The sequence below is a fragment of the Sphingobium ummariense RL-3 genome (genome assembly GCF_000447205.1).
Classification (GTDB): Bacteria; Pseudomonadota; Alphaproteobacteria; order Sphingomonadales; family Sphingomonadaceae; genus Sphingobium; species Sphingobium ummariense.
Genome location: NZ_AUWY01000057.1, coordinates 80193 through 100852 on the forward strand (window position 1 = coordinate 80193; position 20660 = coordinate 100852).

23 protein-coding genes and 1 other RNA gene are annotated in these 20660 nt (G+C 67.4%); 13 read left to right on the top strand and 11 right to left on the bottom strand.

Annotated elements, in window-relative coordinates; genetic code table 11:
- Positions 1–13: 13 nt before the first annotated feature.
- From M529_RS32265 to M529_RS32280, 4 genes are all read right to left on the bottom strand, one after another.
- Positions 14–544 (bottom strand): NUDIX hydrolase, encoded by a 531-nt coding sequence (locus tag M529_RS32265; RefSeq protein WP_031294762.1) that lies wholly within the window; start codon positions 542–544, stop codon positions 14–16.
- Positions 541–1218: a TPM domain-containing protein gene (locus M529_RS32270; protein ID WP_021317394.1), complete on the bottom strand. Its 678-nt coding sequence runs from the start codon at positions 1216–1218 to the stop codon at positions 541–543. The genes M529_RS32265 and M529_RS32270 overlap by 4 nt, the downstream gene beginning before the upstream one ends.
- Complete coding sequence (locus M529_RS32275) at positions 1218–2024, bottom strand: TPM domain-containing protein (protein WP_021317395.1); 807 nt, start codon at positions 2022–2024, stop codon at positions 1218–1220. Before M529_RS32275 ends, M529_RS32270 begins: the two co-directional genes overlap by 1 nt.
- Before the next feature lie 124 nt (positions 2025–2148).
- A complete protein-coding gene (locus M529_RS32280) occupies positions 2149–2751 on the bottom strand; it encodes a LemA family protein (protein WP_021317396.1) in 603 nt (200 codons plus the stop codon).
- Between the two features lie 107 nt (positions 2752–2858).
- Here M529_RS32280 and mscL point away from each other — a divergent pair, with 107 nt between their 5' ends.
- The 12 genes from mscL (at position 2859) to M529_RS32335 (ending at position 13404) form a co-directional block, all read left to right on the top strand.
- Entirely contained in the window at positions 2859–3296 is a 438-nt protein-coding gene (gene mscL / locus M529_RS32285) for a large conductance mechanosensitive channel protein MscL (RefSeq protein WP_021317397.1), read from the top strand.
- Positions 3297–3441: 145 nt separating this feature from the next.
- The gene (locus M529_RS32290) at positions 3442–3711 is read left to right on the top strand and encodes a hypothetical protein (protein WP_021317398.1); all 270 of its coding nucleotides are present in this window, start codon (positions 3442–3444) and stop codon (positions 3709–3711) included.
- Between the two features lie 127 nt (positions 3712–3838).
- Positions 3839–6217, top strand: coding sequence for a chemotaxis protein CheW (locus tag M529_RS32295; protein ID WP_021317399.1), 2379 nt, complete (start codon positions 3839–3841; stop codon positions 6215–6217).
- A gap of 3 nt (positions 6218–6220) precedes the next feature.
- Complete coding sequence (locus tag M529_RS32300; protein WP_021317400.1) at positions 6221–6655, top strand: chemotaxis protein CheW; 435 nt, start codon at positions 6221–6223, stop codon at positions 6653–6655.
- A 77-nt stretch (positions 6656–6732) separates the two neighbouring features.
- Positions 6733–7098 carry a response regulator gene (locus M529_RS32305; RefSeq protein ID WP_021317401.1) on the top strand — a complete coding sequence of 122 codons (366 nt, stop codon included), beginning with the start codon at positions 6733–6735 and terminating at the stop codon, positions 7096–7098.
- Between the two features lie 49 nt (positions 7099–7147).
- Positions 7148–8227 carry a chemotaxis protein CheB gene (locus tag M529_RS32310; RefSeq protein WP_021317402.1) on the top strand — a complete coding sequence of 360 codons (1080 nt, stop codon included), beginning with the start codon at positions 7148–7150 and terminating at the stop codon, positions 8225–8227.
- Positions 8227–9105 carry a CheR family methyltransferase gene (locus tag M529_RS32315; RefSeq protein WP_021317403.1) on the top strand — a complete coding sequence of 293 codons (879 nt, stop codon included), beginning with the start codon at positions 8227–8229 and terminating at the stop codon, positions 9103–9105. Before M529_RS32310 ends, M529_RS32315 begins: the two co-directional genes overlap by 1 nt.
- Before the next feature lie 224 nt (positions 9106–9329).
- Positions 9330–10028 (top strand): N-acetylmuramoyl-L-alanine amidase, encoded by a 699-nt coding sequence (locus tag M529_RS32320; RefSeq protein ID WP_021317404.1) that lies wholly within the window; start codon positions 9330–9332, stop codon positions 10026–10028.
- Between the two features lie 51 nt (positions 10029–10079).
- Positions 10080–10467, top strand: an RNA gene (gene rnpB, locus M529_RS47690) — RNase P RNA component class A.
- A 60-nt stretch (positions 10468–10527) separates the two neighbouring features.
- Entirely contained in the window at positions 10528–12477 is a 1950-nt protein-coding gene (locus tag M529_RS32325) for a hypothetical protein (protein ID WP_021317405.1), read from the top strand.
- A 79-nt stretch (positions 12478–12556) separates the two neighbouring features.
- A complete protein-coding gene (locus M529_RS32330; protein WP_021317406.1) occupies positions 12557–13105 on the top strand; it encodes a J domain-containing protein in 549 nt (182 codons plus the stop codon).
- Positions 13102–13404: a thioredoxin domain-containing protein gene (locus M529_RS32335; RefSeq protein WP_021317407.1), complete on the top strand. Its 303-nt coding sequence runs from the start codon at positions 13102–13104 to the stop codon at positions 13402–13404. The genes M529_RS32330 and M529_RS32335 overlap by 4 nt, the downstream gene beginning before the upstream one ends.
- A gap of 6 nt (positions 13405–13410) precedes the next feature.
- On the opposite strand, the gene M529_RS32340 is transcribed toward M529_RS32335, so the two are convergent.
- Together M529_RS32340 and M529_RS32345 are read right to left on the bottom strand one after the other, a co-directional pair.
- Complete coding sequence (locus tag M529_RS32340; protein WP_021317408.1) at positions 13411–13842, bottom strand: hemerythrin domain-containing protein; 432 nt, start codon at positions 13840–13842, stop codon at positions 13411–13413.
- 121 nt (positions 13843–13963) lie between these two features.
- Positions 13964–14578, bottom strand: coding sequence for a superoxide dismutase (locus M529_RS32345; RefSeq protein WP_021317409.1), 615 nt, complete (start codon positions 14576–14578; stop codon positions 13964–13966).
- Positions 14579–15026: 448 nt separating this feature from the next.
- On the opposite strand from M529_RS32345, the gene M529_RS32350 reads away from it, so the two are divergent.
- Positions 15027–15326, top strand: a complete 300-nt coding sequence (locus M529_RS32350) for a putative quinol monooxygenase (RefSeq protein WP_021317410.1) — start codon at positions 15027–15029, stop codon at positions 15324–15326.
- A gap of 10 nt (positions 15327–15336) precedes the next feature.
- Here M529_RS32350 and ispZ read toward each other — a convergent pair whose 3' ends face one another.
- The 5 genes from ispZ to M529_RS32375 all read right to left on the bottom strand — a co-directional run.
- Positions 15337–15996 carry a septation protein IspZ gene (gene ispZ, locus M529_RS32355; RefSeq protein ID WP_021317411.1) on the bottom strand — a complete coding sequence of 220 codons (660 nt, stop codon included), beginning with the start codon at positions 15994–15996 and terminating at the stop codon, positions 15337–15339.
- Positions 15997–16105: 109 nt separating this feature from the next.
- Positions 16106–17038: a signal recognition particle-docking protein FtsY gene (gene ftsY, locus M529_RS32360; protein WP_021317412.1), complete on the bottom strand. Its 933-nt coding sequence runs from the start codon at positions 17036–17038 to the stop codon at positions 16106–16108.
- Positions 17039–17053: 15 nt separating this feature from the next.
- Positions 17054–18424 carry a tRNA (N(6)-L-threonylcarbamoyladenosine(37)-C(2))-methylthiotransferase MtaB gene (gene mtaB / locus M529_RS32365; RefSeq protein ID WP_021317413.1) on the bottom strand — a complete coding sequence of 457 codons (1371 nt, stop codon included), beginning with the start codon at positions 18422–18424 and terminating at the stop codon, positions 17054–17056.
- A gap of 1 nt (position 18425) precedes the next feature.
- Positions 18426–19229, bottom strand: a complete 804-nt coding sequence (gene dapF / locus M529_RS32370; protein ID WP_174391616.1) for a diaminopimelate epimerase — start codon at positions 19227–19229, stop codon at positions 18426–18428.
- Positions 19230–19277: 48 nt separating this feature from the next.
- On the bottom strand, positions 19278–20660 hold a 1383-nt coding region (locus M529_RS32375), incomplete at its 5' end, for an amino acid permease (protein WP_021317415.1).

The window sequence follows — 20660 nt, forward strand, 5'->3', positions numbered from 1 at the left end:
TTCATGAGTATCTCTACCCGATCAACCCCGATCCCAGCAGGAGCAGAAGCTTGACGTCCATCGCATAACCTTCGTCCCGCCACCGGGCGACTTGCGCCGCAAACCCCGCCAGCGGCACGCGATGGACCCGGATATCCTCATTCCCGACGCCGCCACCATCGCCGGTTTTCATCAGATCATGCGCGCGAAACAGCGTGAAGCTCTCCGACACCATCCCCGGCGAACTGTAGAACTGGCCGACCGCCTCCAGCCGTCCGGGCAGGTATCCGGTCTCCTCCTCCAGCTCCCGCTTCGCGGCGATCATCGCATCCTCGCCCTCGGTCTCGTCGCCGACGAGGCCCGCGGGCAACTCGATGCAGCGCCGCCCCAGCGGCACCCGAAACTGGTCGACCAGCAGCACATGCCCGTCGTCCACCGCCAGGATGACGGCGGCGTGGATGCCGCGCGCACGGCCCACATATTCCCATCGCCCGCGCCGCTTGGCGGTGATGAAGCGGCCTTCCCACATGATCTCCTCGGGGGCGGCCATATCCTGTTCGCTCATAATTCGATCAACCTGTCGGGCAGTTCGTTGCTGTCGTCCGCATCGCGCGGGAAGTGCGTCGCCAGCACTACGCCGACCTGCCGCACGGCCTCGGCCAGCCCCTCGCCGGCCTGCCCCGCGCGTACCCGGTCGATCAGCGCGGCCATCGCTTCGCCCCACACCTCCGGCGCGACCTTCGCGTTGATCGCGCTGTCCGCGACGATCTCGGCGCGATGCTCGTCGAGCGAAAGGTAGATCAGCACGCCCGTGCGCCCGCGCGTGCGCGCCTCTGCCGCCGTCCGGAACAGCAGTATGGCGCGCCGCCGTACCCGTCGCGCCTTGGTTGCGGCCGGCGTCACCAGCATCCGCAGCGGCATGATCGCCAGCAGGTAGCGTACCACCAGGAATTTGAGGATCAGGATGCCGAGCAGCCCGGTCAGCAGCTTCCAATCCGCCAGCTCATGTTCCCAGTCCCGCAGCAGCAGGGACAGGAAGCCGCGGACATGGGCCGGAAAGGTCGCCGCGAAGGCCAGCGCCACGAACACCGCCGCCACGGCCCAACTGAGCCCCACGTCATGATAGCTGTCGGACCGCCGCGCGACGATGGTGACGATCTCGCCGGACGTATGCGCCTCCGCCTCGGCCACGGCGGCGGATACGCGGTCATGGTCCGCCTCGGTCAGGTGCAATCGCATCACCATCCTCCCGAAGCCCCGCCGCCGCCGAAGCTGCCGCCGCCGGAAAAGCCGCCGCCGCCTCCGCCTCCGCCGCCCCAGCTGCCGCCACCCCAGCCGGAGCCGCCGCCCGATCCCCAGTCCGATCCGCCCAGGCCCGGCCCCCAGATGACGACCGGCCCGCGCCCGCGCCGATAGCGCTTGCCGCCGCGGAGACGCGACAGCAGCGGCAGGAGGACGAAGAAGACCAGGAACAGCACGATCCAGAAAGCGATGATGCCGCCCCCGTCGTCGCCCTTGCGTTCCTCGGCCGCGACTTTTGCCGCCTGAGCCTTGGCTTCCTCGGGAGGCAGCGCCAGCAGCGCGTCGATCGCATCGACGCCGGCGTTGATGCCGCCCGCCATGTCTCCCGCCTTGAAGCGCGGAGTGATGCTGTTGCGGATGATCCGGGAGGAGAGGGCGTCGGTCAATATGCCCTCCAACCCATAGCCGACCTCGATTCGCACCCGCCGCTCGTTGGGCGCGACGATCAGCAGCGCGCCGGCATTGGTCGCCTTGTCGCCTATCCCCCAGGCCCGGCCCAACCGATAGCCATAGTCGGAAATGTCATAGCCCTGCAGGTCCGGGATCGTCGCTACCACCAGCGCCCGCCCGCTCGCCTGTTTCTGCGCGATCAGCTTCTGGCTCAGCGCCTGCTCCTGCGCCGGGTCCAGCAGGTTGGCCGCGTCGATCACGCCGCTGTCGTCGAACTTGGGAAAGTTCTGCGCCTGCGCCGGCGGGGAGAGGACGAGGAGCAGAAGGAGGAAAAAAAAGACGGGTGGAAACAAGTGATCCGTTCGCCCTGAGCGAAGTCGAAGGGCTCGGCTGAGCGACAGCGAAGCCACTTCGCTCCGCTCAGTGGAGGGCTTCGACAGGCTCAGCCCGAACGGGGAAGGGGGCACGATCGGATGCTCAATTGCCGAAGTCGACCTTCGGCGCTTCCTCCGCGCCCGGCGTGGTCGCCTGGAACGGAGTCATCGGCTTGGCGCCGTGGATGATCTTGGCGCCGATCGCGTCGGGGAAGGTCCGGATGCGCGTGTTATAGGCGCGTACCGCCTCGTTATAGTCGCGGATGGAAATGGCGATGCGATTCTCCGTGCCTTCCAACTGCGACTGCAGCTCCAGGAAATTCTGGTTGGTCTTGAGGTCGGGATAGGCCTCGACCGACGCGAGCAGGCGGCCGAGGCCCTGGCTCAGCTGCGCCTGGGCGGCCTGATATTGCGCGACCTTGGCGGGATCGGACAGATCCTCTGCGTTGATCTGCACCGACGTCGCCTTGGCGCGCGCCTCGGTGACCTTGGTCAGCGTGTCCTGCTCCTGCTTGCCCGCGGCCTTCACCGTGGCGACCAGATTGTCGATCAGGTTGGCGCGGCGCTGGTATTGCGCCTGCACATCGGCCCATTTGGCCTTGGCCTCCTCCTCGGCGGCGGGGACGGAATTGATGCCGCAGGCGCTGAGCGTCAGCGCGCCCAGCAGGGGCAGCAGGAAGGCAGGGAAACGACGCAGGATCGACATGGGATATCCTCGGCAATGTTTCGTGCGTGGGAAATAGGCGGTTGCCGAACCGTGCGCAACGTCTCATCAGGTCGAATGGCTCGCAACGGGAACGAAGAGGACCAGCCATGGGAATCATCTCGGAATTCAAGACGTTTATCAACCGGGGCAATGTGATCGACCTCGCCGTTGGTGTGATCATCGGCGGCGCCTTCGCCACCATCACCAAGTCGCTGACCGACGACCTCATCATGCCGATCATCGGCTTCCTGTTCGGCGGCGTCGATTTCTCCCGCTATTTCGTCCGGCTGGGGGCGATTCCCGCAGGCTTCAAGGGCAACCCCGAAAGCTATGTGGACCTGAAGGCCGCCGGCGTGGCGATGTTCGGCTGGGGCCAGTTCCTGACGGTGCTCGTCAATTTCGTGATCCTTGCCTTCATCATCTTCCTTCTGGTCAAGGCCGTGAACAGGCTGACGCACAAGGAAGAGCCGGCCAAGGATGCGCCCGCGCCCACGCCGGAGGACATTGTGCTGTTGCGCGAAATCCGGGATTCGCTCAAAAAATAATCGTTTATGCGACGAAACGAGCCGGCGAAAGGAACCATCGGCACGGCGGCCGGTTGATCGGCGTCGGGGCCATGGGGCCAAGGGTCTCCTTCACGCCCCGTGCCGTTTGACGTCAGCCCTCGGGGGCGCAACAGGAGAAAACGCCGTGAAAACCTTCGTCAAAGTCCTTGGCCTTGCCAGCCTGGTCGCGCTTGCAGCGTGCGATTCCGCGCAGGAGAACAAGGTCGAGAACGCTTACGAGAATCAGGCGGACGCACTCGACAACCAGGCGGACAATATGGAAGCGATGGCCGACAACCTGTCGGGCAACGCCGAAAATGCGGCCGAGAACGCCGCCGACGCGCTGGAGAACAAGGCCGACGCCACCCGCGAGGCGGGCGAGAAGGCCGGCGACGCCGTGGAAAAGAACCAGTAATCCGTCAATCCGATTCCGGGCGCCGCGCTCTTGCCGCGCGGCGCCCGTTGCGGGCCTGCCGTCCCCTTTAACGGCGTCTTAACCACGCTTCCGCCATGGTGCCGCGCGCATCCATAGGGCCGTGGGAATGGACGAGCTACTTCAGGAATTCATATCCGAAACGCAGGAGACGCTGGAAGCGCTCGCGGGCGAGGTGGTCGCCTGGGAGGCTGATCCGGCCGACAGTGATCGGCTGGACGCGATCTTCCGCTTCTTCCACACGGTCAAGGGCAGCTGCGGGTTCCTGAACCTGCCGCGTTTCGAGCGCCTCAGCCACGCGGCCGAGGATGTGCTGGCCGATATCCGCGCCGGCAAGCGCAAGCCGGATCCCGCGACCGTCAGTGCGGTGCTGGGCATCATGGACCGCATCGGCGAGCTGGCGGAGGCCGTTGCGCTCGGTGCCGCGCTTCCCAGCGAGAATGATGATTTCCTCATCGCCGCGCTGACCGGCATCGAGCCGGTGGCCGAAGCGGAGCCATCAGCCGAGGTAGAGAGCGCGGCCGTCGCCGTCTCCCGTTCCGCCGGCCCACAGTCCGGCCCGCGCACCATCCGTCTGCCCCTGTCGCTGATCGACCAGCTGATGAACGGCGTGTCGGACATGGTGCTCGCGCGCAACGAACTGGCCCGCAAGCTGCGCGAGCGCCCCGCCGATCCCGAACTCGACACCAGTTTCGACCGGCTGTCGAGCTGCGTCGCCGACATGCGCGATGTCATCTCCAAGACGCGCATGCAGCGGATCGATCGTCTCTTCGCCGCGATCCCGCGCATGGTGCGCGATCTTGGCCGAGACCTCGGCAAGCGGATCGACCTCAGCCTGGAGGGCGGCGATGTGGAGATGGACCGCGAGATGGTGGAGATGGTCGTCGACCCGCTCACCCATATCGTCCGCAACGCGGTCGACCACGGTATCGAACCGCCCGACCGGCGCCGCGCGCTCGGCAAGCCGGAAGCGGGGCGACTTCAGCTGCAGGCCCGCCAGTCGGGCAACCAGATCGTCATCGAGATCAGCGACGACGGCGCCGGCATCGACACCGCCCGGCTGGTCGAAAAGGCCATCGCGGCGGGGCGCCTGACGCCCGAGGCTGCCGCAAGGCTCGATCCGCAGGAACGCGCCGAGCTCATCTTCCTGCCCGGCCTGACGACGGCGAAGGCCGTGACGGCCGTGTCGGGCCGCGGCGTCGGCATGGATGTGGTCCGCGCCAATATCGAGCGCATCGGCGGGTTGATCGCGCTCGATAACATGCCGGGGCAGGGCCTGCGCATCACCCTGCGCGTGCCGCTGACGCTGACCATCATCCCCGGCCTCATCCTCCGCGCCGGCGGCCTCCATTTCGCGATTCCGCGGGCCGCCGTGGTGGAGATCCTGCACGATACCAACGACACGCTGCACATGGCGGAGATCGGTGGCGCCAAGATCGCGACGATTCGCTCCGTCCGCCATTCGATGATCGACCTGGAGGACGTGCTGGGCATCGAAAAGTCCGGGCAGAGCGGTCCGCGCGCGGTGATGATCGTCCGTTCGGCCTCCGGCGTGCCCTTCGCCATGGGCGTGGCGGCGGTCGAGAATCACGAGGAGCTGGTGATCCGGCCCGCCTCGCCTCTGATCATGGCGACCGGCGTCTATGCCGGCATGACCTTGCCCGACAATGGCAAGCCGATGCTGCTGCTGGACGCCGCCGGTCTCGCCAACGCGGCGCGGCTGCCCAATATCGAGGACCATGCCGTCGCCGCCGCCGATGGCGATGCCGAGACGCGGGAAGGGCTGGAGATGGTCGCCGCGCTTCGGTTCCAGGCGCTGACGGGCGAGCGGCGCCTGCTGCAGCTCTCCCTGATCGAACGGGTCGAGGATATCGACGCCCGGCTTTTCGGCTGCTCGGGCGGTCGTTCTTTTGTCCGCCTCGATGGCCGCCTTGTGCCCGTCGTCGGCGATCCGGGCGTCCAGACGCCGGACAAGGTGGCGGCGCTGCGCCTGCGCGATGGCGCGCGGGAGGCCTGCTTCCCCGTCGCGGCGGTGCTCGACATCGTGCAGATGCCCGCCGTCCCCGACATGGTGGCGATGCAGGGCCTGGTCAGCGGCGTGTCCGTGATCGAAGGCGAGCATCTGGAGGTGATCAATCCCTTCGCCCTGTTCGCCGCGCTGCCCGACGAGCCCGTGGCGGAGCGCTCGCGCGGCCGTTGCCTGCTTGCCGACAGCGATGACGGCTGGACGCGCGAGATCCTGGCGCCGCTGCTGCGCCAGGCGGGGCATGACGTCATTCTCGGCCTCCCCGCCGATGCAGTTGATCCGCGGGACGTCGTCCTCTGCTCCGCCGCCGACACGGCTCAGGCCGCCGAAATGTTTGGCTGCCGCGTCGTCCAGCTGCGCGCGTCGCAGCGGCCGGCCGGCCCGGCCGACACCAGCATCTATCGCTACGACCAGGATGCGCTGATGCAGGCGCTTTCCGGCTCGCGGGCGGGGAGGGGATAATCCATGGACCATCTGTATCTGCTGGCGACCCTTGCGGGCACGTCCATCGCGATCGAGACGGCGGAGGTGGAGGCGGTGGTGAAGCTGGCCGACATCTCGCCCGTTCCCGGTGCCGCCGCCCATGTCGCCGGCCTTTCCGCCTTGCGCAGCCGCGTCCTGACGATCATCGATGCGGCGGCGCTGATCCGCGGCATCCCCACGGCGACCGCAGCGCCCTGCTTCGCCGTGATCGCGGAGATCGCCGGGCACAGCTACGGGGTGATGGTGGACGGCGTATCGGACATCTGCCGGGCGGACGGCGGCGCCCTGCCGCTGCGCGGCCAGCTTGATCCAGCCTGGGCGCCCTATGCCCGCGGCATCGTCGAGCGCGAAGGGCGGCCCTATCTGCTCGTTTCGCTCGCCGGCTTCATCGAAGGCCCCCTTGCCCAGGCGGCATAGCAGTTTTCGCGTTTACCAAATGCTTGGGATTGCCCGTTAAGCCTTTGCCGAACGAAGCATAACAAAGGGACGCTTCCATGAAGAACTGCCTCGTCGTCGACGACTCCAAGGTCATCCGGAAGGTCGCGCGCCATATACTGGAATCGCTCGAGCTTTCGGTCAGGGAGGCTGTCGACGGGCAGGATGCCCTGACCCAGTGCGAGGCGGCGGCGCCCGATGTGGTTCTGCTCGACTGGAACATGCCGGTGATGAGCGGCATGGAGTTCCTGCAGGCGCTCACCCATACGAAACTGACCGCGCGGCCGAAGATCATCTTCTGCACCACCGAGAACGGCATCAGCCACATCAAGGCGGCGGTCGAGGCGGGGGCGGACGAATATGTCATGAAGCCGTTCGACCGGGAGACGCTGGAGAGCAAACTGGCCATCGTGGGAGTCATCTGACCCGTCCGCCTATCGCCCTTGTCCGCCTCTCCCGCCCGAAAGCAACGCAATGACCGCCGCCGCGCCGATCATGGCCAGCACTGGAAGCGAACCCGTCGCGGTGCGCACGCTGGTGGTGGACGATTCGGTCGTGGTGCGCACCGTCATCGAGCGTATCCTGAACAGCGATCCCGGTTTCCGGGTGCTGCACAAGACGAACAGCGCGGAGCATGCGCTCGCCTATCTGCGGGGTGAGCAGGTCGACCTCATCTTGCTGGATATCGAGCTGCCCGGCCAGAGCGGCCTCGCCGCGCTGCCCGCCATCCTCGCCGCGGCGCCACGAGCGAAGGTCGTCATCCTGTCGGGCAATGTGGAGGAAGGCAGCGCCGCCGCGGTGGAGGCTCTGGCGCTCGGCGCCAGCGACATCCTCGCCAAGCCGGGAAGCGGCAGCTTCGGCGAGCAGTTTCCGCAAGCGCTGATCGAGCGGCTCGCGCGTCTCTTCGGCCCCCGCGCCGTTCGCGGCGAAGCGGCGCCGCGGCCCCAGACTCCGCAAGCGCCCGCCGCCCAACCGCTCGCCTGCCTGGGCGTCGGCGCCTCGACCGGGGGCATCCATGCACTCAGCCGGCTGTTCCAGGGCCTCGATCAGCCGCTTGGCGTTCCGATCCTGCTGACGCAGCATCTCCCGGCCAGCTTCACCTACTATTTCGCGCAACAGCTGGCCCGCATGACCGACCTGCGTATCTGCGTGGCGGAACCGGGGGACGTGCTCCAGCCCGACACCGTCTATGTCGCTCCTGGCGACGCGAGCATACAGCTGCGCCGCGGCCTGCACGGGCGGGTCATGATCCTGCTCGATCCGCAGCGCACGCCGTCCGGCAACCTGCCTGGGGTCGACCCGATGTTCTCCGCCATGGCGCGCGTCTTCGGCGCTGGGGCGGCGGGTATCGTGCTGACGGGCATGGGCCGCGACGGCACGGCCGGCGCCCGCGATATCGTCGCCGCTGGCGGCTGGATCGTCGCGCAGGACGAGGCGAGCAGCGTCGTGTGGGGCATGCCCGGCTCCGTCGCCAATGCGGGGCTCAGCTGCGCGCTGCTGGAGCCGGCGGCAATCCTCCCCTTCGTGGCGCGGCGTGGAAAGGCGGTCCGCTGATGGCATTGCCTGCGGTACCTGTTTCCTCGGAGGGCGCGACCCGCATCCTGTCCGGCCTGCTGGAGGCGCGTACCGGTCAGATCCTTTCCGAAAGCCGCGCCTGGCGCATCGAGACGGTCCTGAAACCGGTGCTTCGCACCCATGGGCTGCGCGATATCGACGAACTGGCGTCGCGCCTGCTGCGGTCGCGCAACCCCGGGCTGGACGAGGATGTCGTCCACGCGCTGCTCAACAATGAAAGCAGCTTCTTCCGCGACCTCCAGATATTCGACATGATCCGTCGGCAGATATTGCCGCAACTGCGCGAAAAGCGTGCGCGCGAACGCAGGCTGCGCATCTGGAGCGCGGGCTGCTCGACCGGACAGGAAGCCTACTCGCTCGCCATCCAGCTCCGTAACGAGGCGGAGCTGTGGCAGGGCTGGCGGATCGAGATCCTTGCCACCGACATCTCCCGCGCGGCTATCAACCAGGCCCGCTCCGGCGTCTTCCCGCAGATCGACGTGCAACGCGGTCTGCCGGTCGCCGACCTGCTGACCTGGTTCGAACCTGCGGGCGATGACTGGCGCGTCAGCCCGGACCTGCGTCGGATGATCGATTTCCGCCAGGACAATCTGTTCGATTCCCGGGCGGCCACTGGCGCTTACGACCTCATCCTCTGCCGCAACGTCCTGCTCTATTTCACGCAGGAACGGCGCCATGCCGTGCTCGACCTGCTGGCCGGGCGCAGCCATGACCAGTCGGTCCTGCTGCTGGGAGCCGGGGAGACGGTGATCGGCCAGAGCGAACATTTCGTGCCGCATCCGGATTTCCGCGGCGCCTATGGCCGCAAGCGGGCGCTCGCCGCCGGAGCGGGCGGCCCGATGCGCTGCGCGCGGTAGCTGGCGTCGATTTTCGGCGAATGGGCGAAATAATATCCTCCCCTGTCAGGGGAAGATGAACTGCCGGTCCGCTAACCACCCAAATCCGATACGCGGATCGACCCATCACCCTGCGCGGCGGCGCTTGATTGCCGCGCCCGTCTCGGCCATTGTCGTTCTCCCGCAGCAGACCTGCCTGCGGTCAGGCGTAATGATCAGGGCATTGTGGTGACTGGCCTTCCTCGATGACCGACTTCCCCATGATCGAAACGCCGTCGCCCAATTTCGACGAGCGCAGCCTGCCGGTTTCCATGCTGGTGCTGCACTATACCGGCATGCCGGACGCGGCGAGCGCCATCAACTGGCTCGCCAACCCTGAATCGAAGGTCTCCGCCCATTATGTCGTGACCGAGGACGGCCAGATCATCCGCATGGTGGCGGAGGACAAGCGCGCCTGGCATGCCGGCCGCTCGCACTGGCGCGGAATCGAGGACGTGAACTCCGCCAGCATCGGCATAGAGATCGTCAACCCCGGCCATGAATGGGGCTATCGTCCTTTCCCGGAAACGCAGATGGGCGCGCTCATCCCGCTGGTGCACGACATCGTCCAGCGCCATCGCATCACCCGCGGCAACATCGTCGGGCATAGCGACGTCGCGCCCGCGCGCAAGCAGGATCCCGGCGAGCTCTTTCCCTGGGGCCAGCTGGCGCGCCTTCGTCTTGCCCTGCCGCGCCCGACCAGGAATCTCATGGACCCGCACTGGACCGACGGCGGCTTCATGCTGGCGCTGGAGCGCTTCGGCTACGACATCGCCGACCCGCAGGCGGCGGTGGTCGCCTTCCAGCGCCGCTTCCGTCCCGAACTGATCGACGGCGTCATCGACGGCGAATGCCGGGCCATCCTGCTCGCCCTGCTGTTGCCCAAGCCGCGCGGGGACGATTAGACTTTTCTCGGGGCTGGCATATCCGGCCCGTTTCCCCTAGAGAGCGCTCCGCCAGAGGGCCGGGCGGCCGCGGCGTGGCGGGTAACTTCCACGGCGAGGAAAGTCCGGGCTCCACGAAATGACGGTGCCGGCTAACGGCCGGCGGGGGCGACCCCAGGGACAGTGCAACAGAAAGCAGGTCGCCACGGTTTCGGCCAGGCGAAATTGAAAGGGTGCGGTAAGAGCGCACCGCGTCCCCGGCAACGGCGGACGGCACGGTAAACCCCACCGGGAGCAAGACCGAATAGGGGCGGCGCGCGGACGCAAGTCCGCTAGGCATGTTTCGGCCGAGACCGCCCGGGTTGGTTGCTTGAGCCGCGCAGCAATGCACGGCCTAGAGGAATGGCCGTCGCTCTCCTTCGGGGGAGCACAGAACCCGGCTTACAGGCCCTCTGGCAATGCCGCCCTGCGGGCGATAAGGCTGGCTCTGCAGGGAAGAGTCGCGTCGGGGGTAATTGAAATGACGATGCACGGGCTGGGTGCGATGGCGATCCTGCTGTCGTTGCCCATGGCCGCCATGGCGCAGGACGCGGCGGCTCCTGCAACAGCGCCCCTGACCGTCCAGCAGATGTTCGATTCTGCCTCGGAGGCAGCGGTCAAGGGCGATCACGCCCGGGCGCTGGCGCTGCTGACGACACTTGAGCAGCGGGTGAAGAATCCGCGCAGCCTAGCGATCGTCCGGCTGCGTCGCGCGATCATGCTGACGCTGATGTCCCGTTGGGAAGAGGCGCGTCCTCTCCTGGCGCAAGCGGTCGTGGCCCTGCCCGAGGGGGACAGCAGCCTCGACGCGGATCGCGCCGACGCGCTGGACGCCCTGGGGCGTCTTGCGCAGGCCGACCTCGATTACGACGCGGCGCGGCTCTATTTCGCGCGCGCCGCCGTTCTGACCACCGATCCAGCGGCGAAGGTCGGCAGCCTCTTGCGGGAGGCCCAGGCGGGCGTGTTCGTCGATCCCGCCCAGGCGCTGACCAAGCTGGAAGAGGCCGACAGGATGATCCTGGCGCAACCGGATAAGAGCAAGGCGGTCAAGGCACAGGCAACCGCCGTGCGTGGCCGCGCGCTGCTCAACCTCGGGCGCTTTGCCGAGGCACAGGCCGCTTTTGCCCGCACTGTGTCGGCGGAAGGCGGATTGACGATGACAGTCAATTACGACGATCTGGTGGCACGGTCCGATGCCGCAATCGCGGCGATGCTGGCTGGAAACCGGGACAGGGCGCGCAATTACCTGGTCTACACCGGCGCCGGCCGTATGCCGACCCAGGACTTCACGGCGGGTGCGGATATGGGCCTGCCGATCTGTGGCGAAGATGGTATTCGCCCCGAAGACGTCGCCGTGGTCGAATTCGGCATCGCCGACAATGGCGCGGTCAGCTATGCGCGGCCGGTCTACGGCTCCCGTCCGGGCGGCATGGCCCTCGTTTTTGCCCGCGCCGTGATGCGCTGGTCCTGGCGGCCGGAGGATCTGGCGAAGATCCCGGCGCTTTTCCGCTTCGTCACGCGGCTGGAATTACGCTGCTCGACCGGCGAAGGCGGCCCGTCTCCCGTCTTCGGTCCACAAAGGGCCTTCCGGCAGTGGCTCGATCAGCAGGGTGCACCGCATTTCGAGCCGCAGGGCGAGAGTGAAGCGCGACGGCGCGTGGCGCTGGAGGGGGAGTTGGCGCGGCTGCGGGCCATGCCGAACGGACAACCGGTAGCCGAAGCAGAAGTGCTGGCCGATATTCTGGAAAGCCCGCTTTCGACCAAGGAACAGGCAGAGAAGTACGGCCCGCCGCTGCTATCCATCCTCGCCTCGCAGTCGGCTCCGCCGCTCGCCCGGCTCTGGGTGGACTGGCTTATTCACAGGACGCAATGGGACTATTTGGTTGAAGAAGGCCCTTATGCCAGCGATCCCGTTGCCCGTGCGACAGTGTTGCTGATGAACTATGACCGCCTGCCCGCGAAGCAGAAGCCGCAATCCCAGGCCGTGCTAGACCGCGTCATCGCCGACCCGGCGCTGGGCAAGGATCATCCTCTTCGCGTCGCGGCGCTCACCCGCCGCGCCTCGGCCAAGGCAGCGGCGCAGGATTTGACCGGTGCGCGCGCCGATTTCCTGGCGACCGGCCTGACCGACCAACAATGTTCGATCGTCGACGCGAAGCCCAGCCTGGAGTCCGCGCGGACCTTCGGCAACGACTATCCCACCGACATGGTCAATGTGGGCGTTGAAGGCTGGACCCGGGTGCAGTTCGATATCGCCGCCGATGGGCACACGCTCAATCAGCGTGCGATCATCACTTATCCGCCGATGATCTTCGGTGCCAATGGCCAGAAGATCGTCGCTCGCGCAAAATATGCGCAGAGCTATCGGCCGGATGGCGGGCTGGGCTGTGGCGGCAGCGCCGAGATGATCAGGTTCAAAATGCCCGATTGACAGTGATCGGCCGGCAGGCTGGTCATTTTTCGGCAAAACGAAACTGGCGTTCCTTCCACCGCTTCCCTACCTTTGTCCGATGGCACGAACGGGTCGATCCAATGACTGGGGCTTTCCGCGCTGGCGCGGCTATGGCTCGGGACGCGAGGCGCAGGCGGTGCGGCTGTGCGACCGGCATGGCTGCGACCGGCCGGGCGACTGCCCCGCGCCCAAGTCCCCCAACAGCCGCGAACGCTGGTATTTCTGCGCCGAGCATGCCGGCGAATACAACCGCAACTGGGACTATTTCCAGGGCCTCGACCAGGAAGAGCGGGAGCAGCGCGAACGCGCCGAACGCCGCGAGGCGAACGGCTATCAGTCGAGTGCCTATCATGGCTGGGGTGGCCCCGGCGACGGCAGCCGCTCGCGCGACGAGCTGCATGCGCTCAAGGCGCTGGAGCTTGAGGACGATGCCGATTTCGAGGCGGTGAAGCGCAGCTGGCGCCGTCTCGCCAAGGAGAACCATCCGGACGTAAAGCCCGGCGACAGCGAGGCCGCGGTCCGCTTCCAGGCGATCCAGGCGGCCTATGAAGTGCTGCGCGCGGCCGAGGAACGGCGGACCTGGAAGCCCCGGAGCATGGCCGAGTGAAGGATCATGTCCGGTCCAACTGGCAGAATGCCGTCCTCGTCTGCCGCAAATGCTCGAAGAAGGTCGACGGCGGCTTCGGCCCGAAGGGCGACCAGCGCCTGGCCAAGGCGCTGCGCAAGCATCTGGCGCTGAAGAAGGGCCGCAAGGCCGCGGCGGGGATCGTCGAGGTCGGCTGCCTGGGTATCTGCCCCAGGGGCGCCGTGACCGTGGTCAACGGCGCGCAGAGCCGCGACTGGCTGCTCGTGCGGCCCGGCGCTGCTCTTGACGGCCTTGCGGAAAACCTGGGTCTAACGCCCTGACCGCTCTCAGCCGGCGCGGGCGGCGGGCGTTCCGCGCGCGGCCGTGTCCGCGATCGGATAGAGGATGCGCTCCTCCTGCTCGATCCGCCGGGCGAGCGCATCGAGCAGGGCGCGGGTCTCTGTGCAGAAGACCGGCCATTCCCGCGCGATGCGATCGTCGGTCCATTGCGTCATATAGGTGGTGAAGGTCTGGGCCGTCGATCCGATTTCCGCCTGCAGCCGCAGTGCGGTGGCGCGATGCCGTTCCTCGGGCAGGCGCTGCATCGTGGGGTAGAGGATGCCGTCCTCCAGCGCCAGATGCTCCATCAGCGCGCGGGCCAACCGCCACCGCAGCGCCCCGACGCCTCGCGGCTGGCTGTTGTCCGAAACCGCTTCACCCAGCGACCGGGCGATCACGCGAATATCCTGATGCTGCCGTCGCAGCGCATCCACATTCATGGCTATCCCCTGTCCCTTTTGGGTCCAGGGGGAACGATAGCTCAGGGGCGGTTAACGGAATGCTGCGACGGCGCCGGATCGGAAATTCCGCCCGCCGCATTGCGACGGGCGGTACAGGGAATCAGCCCGGCTGGTCGGCGCGGCTGACGCCTTCGCCGTCCAGGTTCAGGGCGGCGAAGTCCCAGTTGATCGCTTCCTTGAGCACGCGGTCGGCATAGTTGGGTCGCGCGTTGCGATAGTCGATATAATAGGCATGCTCCCACACATCGACGATCAGCAGCGGGACATGGCCTTCATGCGCGACCGGCGTGTCGGCGTCATGGTAGCTGGTGACTTCCAGCTTGCCGTCCTTCAGGATCAGCGCGGCCCAGCCGCTGGCGAAATGGCCGACGGCCTCCGCCTTCAGCTTGTCGACCAAGGCGTCGACCGACCCGAAGGCTTCGGTGATCAGGTCGAGCAGCTGCCCAGTCGGCTCGGTCTTCGTGGGCGAGAGCGAGTTCCAGTAGAAGGTGTGGTTCCAGATCTGGCCGACCTGGTTGAACAGCCCGCCCTTGCTGCTCTTGATCAGCTCGACCAGCGACTTGCCCTGCAGCGCGGGATCGGCGGCGACCAGCTCGTTCGCCTTCACGACATAGGCATTGTGGTGCTTGCCATGGTGGAAGTCGAAGGTTTCGGCCGACAGGATGTCGCCAAAGGCGTCCTTGGCATAGGGTAGGTCGGGAAGAACAAAGGCCATGGCAAAACTCCTCGGTTTCTCAAGTGGACGGCCGCCCAACGGATGGCGCGGCCGATGGCTCCATCGCGCTCCCTAGCAGGGAAAGGGATCGGGGACAGACGATTTTTGCTGTCAGGGCCACGGAAATATCCGTGGGACAGCGGCGGATGGAGCTTCTAGAATGGCTGGCCTTTGGGCGGATTGATTTCCTCGAAGACAGTTTGCCGGCAGCTGCAGCTGAAGGGGCCGGCTTCGGCCGGGAGCGGACATCGGATTTACCCTCACCCCGGCCCTGAGCCGGGGTCCCGCTTCTTGTTTGCAGGTCGGCAGAAGAGGAAAGCGGGATTCCGGGTCAAGCCCGGGATGACGGGGGAATGGCAGCTACCACCCGAAACGGACGGGCGAACCGCCCCATCCCCAGGCTCGCGCCCGCTTCCCTTCCTTGCGGGATGCGGCTATCTCACCGCCCATGCTGCTGATCGCCGGAACCTTCCGCCTCCCGCCCGAAAACATGCCTGCCGCCCGCGCGCCCATGCGGGTGATGATAGAGGCGAGCCGCGCGGAGGAAGGCTGCCACGCCTATGCCTTCGCGGAGGATGTGCTTGACCCCGGCCTCATCCATGTCGCGGAGCGCTGGGAGAGCCAGGCGGCGCTCGACGCGCATTTCGCGACCGACCATATGGCGGCATGGCGCGATGCCGGCGTGGCGCTCGGGATCGGCGAGCGTGACCTCTGGATCTACCAGGGCGGCGAATCCCGGCCGCTTTGAGGCCGGGGCCTCAGCCCTGCGGCGGGGTGGTCTCGCCGATCTCGTCGCTGTCCAGCTTCTCGCCCAGCGACAGGCCGTGGCGCATCAGCATCGGCACGTTGGCGGCGGCAAAGACCACCGACACGATCGTCACGCCCCACACCTTGACCGCCAGCCAGGCATCGAAGCTCATTGTCCGGCGCATCACCTCGTTCGCCACCGCCATGGCGACGAAGAACAGCGCCCAGTTGCGCGACAGCTTCATCCAGCCTTCCTCGGTCAGCCCGTCATAGGCGGCCTGGAGCAGATATTTGAGCAGCGGCTTCCTGCGCAGCAGCCCGGCGAACAGCATCAGGGCGAAAAAGGCGTAGATGATGGTGGGCTTCAGCTGGATGAAGCTCTGATCACGGAAATAGATGGTCAGCCCGCCGAAGAACAGGATCAGCATGGCCGAGAGCCACAGCATGGGCGACACGCGGCCCAGCTTCACCTTCGACACGATCACGGCGACCACGATCGCGGCCATGAAGGCGGCGGTGCTCAGCACCATGGCGGTGATCGGATTGCCCGGCCCCCAGACCCATCCCGCGCCCTTGTAGGTCAGGAAAAAGACGAGCAGCGGCCCGAAGTCCAGCGCCAGGCTGAGCGTGCCGTTGTGGGCGGGCTTGGGCGCCACCTTGGTATCAGCCATTGGATTTTACCTCGTCATGCCAGCAAAAGCTGGCATCCCATTGGCCTTGAGGCCGCGGAAGGGGGAAAGAAGGAAGATCCCAGCCTTCGCCGGGACGACCAGCAGGGACCTAACGCGCATAGGCCGTGCCGGCAATCGCCCGCGCCATATCGCCCGCGTCGAAGGGACGCAGGTCCTCGATCTTCTCGCCCACGCCGATGGCATGGATCGGCAGGCGAAATTTCTCCGCCGCCGCGACCAGCACGCCGCCGCGCGCCGTGCCGTCCAGCTTGGTCATCACCAGCCCCGTCACCTGCGCGACGTCCTTGAAAACCTCGATCTGGCTCAACGCATTCTGTCCCGTGGTGGCATCCAGCACCAGCACAACGTCGTGCGGCGCGGCCGGGTTCAATCGGCCCAGCACGCGGCGGATCTTGGCGAGCTCGTCCATCAGCTCGGTCTTGTTCTGCAGGCGGCCGGCGGTATCGACGATCAGCACGTCGATGCCGGTCTCGGTTGCCTGCTTCACCGCGTCGAACACGATGCCCGCCGCGTCGCCGCCTTCCCGGCCCGCGACGATGGGAATGCCCAGCCGTTCGGCCCAGACCCTGAGCTGCCCGATCGCCGCCGCGCGGAACGTGTCGCCCGCCGCCAGCATCACGCCATAGTCCTGCTCCAGGAACAGGTTGGCGAGCTTGGCGATGGTGGTGGTCTTGCCGGATCCGTTGACGCCGATCACCAGGATCACCTGCGGCCGCGGAAAGGCCTCGATCTCCAGCGGCCGGGCGACCGGCGCCAGCACCTTCTCGATCTCCTCGGCGATGATCTCGCGCAGATACTCCTCGGTCAGCTCGCGATTATAGCGTCCCTGCGCGAGCCGCTCGCGCACGCGCCCGGCCATGGCGGGGCCGAGGTCGCTGACGATCAGCGCTTCCTCGATCTCGTCGAGCGTCTGCTCGTCGAGCGCCGCCTTGGTGAAGAGGCCGGTGAGATTCTCGCCCAGCCGGTCGGACGTGCGCTTGAGCCCGCCGAACAGCCGATCGCGCCAGGATGTTTCAGCCATTGTTCGAAACCGTCATCATGCCGCCTCTTGCGCGATCAGGACGCCATTCTCAAGCGCCGTGATGGTCGCGCGGACGATGGAGGAGGGCGGCCGGGGCGTCGGGAAGCGCACCGGGGCGAAATTCTCCGCATGGCCGGCGGTGCCGCTGCGCTCGACCAGCACGGACTGCTCGGTGCCGACCAGCCCTTCGAGCCACGCCTGCCGCTGCGCCGCGCACGCCGCGCGCAGCCGTGCCGCGCGCGCCTTGACCGTCGCCCGGTCGACCTGCGGCATCCGCGCCGCCGGCGTTCCCGCGCGCGGCGAATAGGGGAAGACATGGCCGTGCACGATCGCGCATTCCTCGACCAGCCTCAGGCTGTTGCCGAACATCGCCTCGTCCTCGGTCGGGAAGCCGGCGATGATGTCGGCGCCGATGCTGATGTCCGGCCGGGCCGCCTTCAGCCGCTCGACGATGCGGATCGCGTCGGCGCGGGCATGGCGCCGCTTCATGCGTTTCAGGATCAGGTCGTCGCCCGCCTGCAGCGACAGGTGCAGGTGCGGCATGACGCGCGGCTCGTGCACGATCAGGTCGAACAGCCGCGCGTCGATCTCCACGCTGTCGATCGACGACAGGCGCAGGCGCGGCAGCGCCGGCACGGCCTTCAGGATGCGCTCCACCAGCAGGCCGAGCGACGGGCTGCCCGGCAGGTCGGGGCCGTAGCTGGTGACGTCGACGCCCGTCAGCACGATCTCTTGGTAGCCCGCCGCGACCAGCTCCCGCGCCTTGTCGATCACCGCGCCCGCGGGCACCGACCGGCTGTTCCCCCGCCCATAGGGGATGATGCAGAAGGTGCAGCGATGGTCGCAGCCATTCTGCACCTCCAGGAATGCGCGCGCATGTTCGGCGAAGGCGGACGCCATGTGCGGCGCGGTTTCGCGCACCGCCATGATGTCGGAAACGCGGACTCTCTCGCCCGTCATCCCGGCGAAAGCCGGGATCCCGCTTCTTTCTCTCCGCGTCCTTTGCGCCTCCGCGTGCAGACCGTTCAGTTCGCGCGGAGCCGCGGAGGACGCGGAGACATCCGAGTCCGGCCGTTGCCGCAACAACGAGGCATAGGACTCCGCCTCCATCTTCTCCCGGTTGCCGATCACGCCGTCGACCTCCGCCATCCCGGTGAAGGTTTCCGGCTCGGTCTGCGCCGCGCATCCCGTGACGATGATCCGCGCGTCGGGTCGCTCGCGCCGCGCCCGGCGGATCGCCTGACGGGTCTGACGCACGGCTTCGGAAGTGACGGCGCAGCTGTTGATGACGATGAGGTCGTCCTGCCCCGCCGCCATGCCGCGGATCGCCTCGCTTTCCGCGATGTTGAGGCGGCAGCCCATGGTAATGATGTCGGGTCCGCTCATCCTAGAAGCGCGACCAGTCGGCCTCGCCGTCGAAGACATGGGTGGCGGGCCCGGTCATGCGGATCGTCCCGCCCGGCGCCCAGTCGATCAGCAGGTCGCCGCCCGGCAGGCTGACCGTCACCGGCCCCGCCATCATCCGGCGGCGGATCGCGGCGACGGCGGTGGCGCAGGCCCCGGTGCCGCAGGCACGGGTCAGCCCGGCGCCGCGCTCCCACACGACCAGGCGGATATGATTATCGCCCACGACCTGCGCGAAATTGACGTTCACGCGCCGGGGGAAGAGCGGATCATGCTCGATCAGGGGGCCGAGGCGCTCGAAGTCCACGCCGTCCAGATCGTCCAGGAAGAAGATGACATGCGGGTTGCCGACATTGACGGCGGCGGGCGCGGGCAGGTCTTCCCAGCTCACCGGCATGGCCGGCGTGTCCATGGCATAGGCGAGCGGGATCGCGTCCCATTCGAAGCGGGGCGCGCCCATATCGACGCTGGCGCCGCCGTCGACCGCCTTCGCGTCGAGCAGCCCCGCCTTCGTCTCGATCGTCACGTCGCGCCCGACGAACAGCGGCACGCAGCGCGTCGCGTTGCCGCACGCCTCCACCTCGCTGCCGTCGGCGTTGAAGATGCGCATCGACACATCGGCCTTGTCGGACTCGCCGATCAGGATCAGCTGGTCGCAGCCGATCCCGGCATGCCGGTCCGCGATCGCCTGCGCCCGCGCCTCCGTCATCCCGACCGCGTCCGCGCGCGCGTCGATCACGACGAAGTCGTTGCCCAGGCCATGCATCTTCGAAAAGCGTCCCATGATGGGCGCGCATTTAGGGGATGGGCCGGCAAAAGACCAGTGGCGGGGCGCCTATGCGGCGACCGTGGCGCGATGCCGGCCATAGAAGGCATAGACCGCCAGCCCGATCGCGTTCCAGACCAGGCAGGCGAGGATCGTTTTCATCGGCAGGCTGACGAACAGATAGGCGCATCCCGCCACCGCGCCGATCCCCACCGCCCAGGCGGCGGGCGTGCGGAACGGGCGCTTCATGTCGGGCGCGCGGCGGCGCAGCACCAGCAGGCAGACGCCCACCGCGGTGAAGGCGATCAGCGTGCCGGCATTGGCCAGCGCGGCGATCTCGTCGATCGGCAGGACGCCCGCGATGATCGCCACCAGCACCGCCGTCACCGCCGTGATCCGCGCGGGCGTGCCGCGCCGGGAGATCCGCGCCAGCGATTGCGGCAGGAATCCGTCTCGCGCCATCACCAGGAAGATGCGGCTCTGGCCGTAGAGGAAGCCCAGCAGCACGGTCGGCAGCGCAATCACGGCGGCGATGGCCACGATCCGCGCGACGCCGCCCTCGTTCATTTCCCGCAGGATCAGGGCCAGCGGCTCCGGGCTGTCGGCGAAGCGGGTGAAGGGCATGGCGCCCACAGCTGCCGCCGCGACGAGGACGTAGATGAGCGTGCAGACGACCAGCGACCCGACGATGCCGATGGCGAGGTCGCGGTCCGGGTTCTTCGCCTCCTCCGCCGCGGTGGAGATCGCGTCGAAGCCGTAGAAAGCGAAGAAGATGATCGCCGCCGCCGCCATCACCCCGCGCTCCACCCCGTCCGGCCCCATATGCTTGGCGAAGCCAAAGGGCATGAAGGGTTCCAGATGCTGCGCGTCGAAGGCGGGCAGGGCATAGGCGACGAACAGGCTGAGCGTCACGATCTTGATGAGGACGAGGATGGTGTTGAGCCGTGCGCTCTCATGCGTCCCGAACATCAGCAGCCCGGCGACCACGGCGATGATGAAGATGGCGGGCAGGTTGATCAGGCCACCCAGTTCCGGCCCCCGCGTCAACGCCTCGGGAAAGCCGAGCGGCGTCAGCAGCGGCCCGGCATAGCCCGACCAGCCGACCGCCACGGTCGACACCACCAGCGAGTATTCCAGGATCAGGCTCCAGCCCACGACCCAGGCGATGCCTTCGCCCAGCACGACATAGGAATAGCTGTAGGCGCTGCCCGCCGCCGGCATCATCGTCGACAGCTCCGCATAGGCGAGCGCCGCGCAGGCGCAGATCGCGCCGGCGATGGCGAAGGAGAGCAGCACCGCCGGCCCCGCACGGTCGGCGCCCACGCCGATCAGCGTCAGGATGCCGGTGCCCACGATCGCGCCGACGCCCAGCGCCAGCAGGTGCGGCCAGGACAGGGTGCGGGCCATGCGATGCGCGTCCTCCCGCGGCATCATGGCCTCCATCGGCTTGCG